We start from the raw sequence: 1,674 nt of genomic DNA on the forward strand, positions 1-1,674 counted from the left end.
ATATGAGAATGACAGACCCAAATGATGCAATTCTAACCGCTGATACAACCCCTACTTTTGAAGGTTCAGCAGAAAGTGATTCTGAAGTCATACTTACGGTCAATAAGCAAAGTCATCCTATTGATATAAATGAAGAGGGCTCTTGGTCGTTTACATTGCCTCAAGAACATGCTGATAGAGATGGCATATATTCGTGGAAGCACCAAGAAATTAAATCTGATGGTTCAATAAAAATGTCTCAAGGTGTCATTACAGTAGATGACATTGAGCCATCCGTAGAAGCACTTAGCAGAGAATATACAGAACTGTCGACGAATACTCAGTACCTAGAAATAGAAGAGGATAAAGTTGCAAGAGAGGAAACTAAATACAAAAACGAGCAAACAGAGAAAGTTGAATTTATTGGTCTCCTAAAGGCTGACACCATTTCAGTAAACTTCTCATATCAAGGTGAGGGTGTTCCTGTAGAGGTTGACCCCAACGATGGTATTTGGAAAGCTTATGTTGAAGGTGTCGACACCAATGATGTTTATAGCGTATCATTTACAAATATTTCTGGTGATGTAACAACCGAACAAGGAAAGGTCTCTGATCTATTCAGTGGCCATGATTTACGCCAAGCCGACATAGAATCTGTTCATTCTGAGGTGGAGAATACAACCTATGAAGAAATCGATGACAGTTACTAATTAATCACCCAAATAGAAAAACAATATTCATAATCAAGGCTGCTGACAAATCAGCAGCCTCTTTAAGGAATATTAGTTCGGACTAGATCTTACATTTCGACCCTGTAAATAATTCTGTGTAACTGCTCTTGGTTACAAGTATTCAGTTAATCGGTCTTCGAACATAATCATAAAACGGTTAAGAGCTTGGTAAGACCCCAGAACTCTATACACTTTCAAGTTTCTGATAATACTGTCTTTCGTATTCATTCGGTGACAGTCCACCATTATTCCGTTTTGGATTGTAGAAGCACTCGATATATTCAAATATCTCAGAGCGTGCCTCATCACGGGTTTTGTAGATTCTTCGCTTTACTCTATCTTTCTTGAGCAGCGAGAAAAAACTCTCAGCAACAGCGTTGTCGTGACAGTTTCCCTTTAGACTCATGCTAATTTCCATATTGTGCTCTTTTAGGAAACTGCGCCAGTCGCTCGAGGTATATTGCACGCCTTGATCTGAGTGAACGAGTACCTGTTCACTTGGCCGTCTGCGCCAAATCGCCATCAACAAGGCATCAATAACAAGATCGGTTTTTGGGATACTTTTCATCGTCCCCCCGACGACTTTTCTGGAGAATAAATCAATAACAACGGTGAGATAAAGCCGAGCTATTGTCAAAAGTGGTGTATGAGGTCTCGGGCAGTGATCAGTTGAGTATCCTCAATTTTTCTCACTCCATCTATAAAACGAACATCATTTATAACATCCGCTAGGAGTGCGAACCCTCTTAGTCGACGCCACTTTGTTTCTGCACAAAGCATCAACTTGTAAGCCATCGTCAACGTTGTTTTTCTGTTACCACAGTTTTTGGTCTTGTTTGTGCGAAGCCTGACTGTAGCGAACATTGATTCTATTGGATTTGTCGTTCTTATATGTAACCAGTGCTCTGCAGGATAGTCATAGAATGCCAGCATCTCTGCTTTGTTCTTGACTAAGCACTCAGTT

At 40.3% G+C, this 1,674-nt stretch carries 2 protein-coding genes and 1 pseudogene; 1 reads left to right on the forward strand and 2 read right to left on the reverse strand.

Annotated elements, in window-relative coordinates; genetic code table 11:
- On the forward strand, positions 1–689 hold a 689-nt coding region (locus RH88_RS00030; RefSeq protein WP_005592536.1), incomplete at its 5' end, for an Ig-like domain-containing protein.
- A gap of 205 nt (positions 690–894) precedes the next feature.
- Here the strand turns inward: RH88_RS00030 and RH88_RS00035 are convergent.
- Together RH88_RS00035 and RH88_RS00040 are read right to left on the reverse strand one after the other, a co-directional pair.
- Positions 895–1,332: pseudogene (locus tag RH88_RS00035) on the reverse strand (IS3 family transposase); the annotation flags it as partial.
- Positions 1,333–1,343: 11 nt separating this feature from the next.
- On the reverse strand, positions 1,344–1,674 hold a 331-nt coding region (locus tag RH88_RS00040; protein ID WP_005592538.1), incomplete at its 5' end, for a transposase.

Origin of the sequence: Vibrio scophthalmi LMG 19158, from assembly GCF_000222585.1 — a bacterium.
Lineage (GTDB): Bacteria > Pseudomonadota > Gammaproteobacteria > Enterobacterales > Vibrionaceae > Vibrio > Vibrio scophthalmi.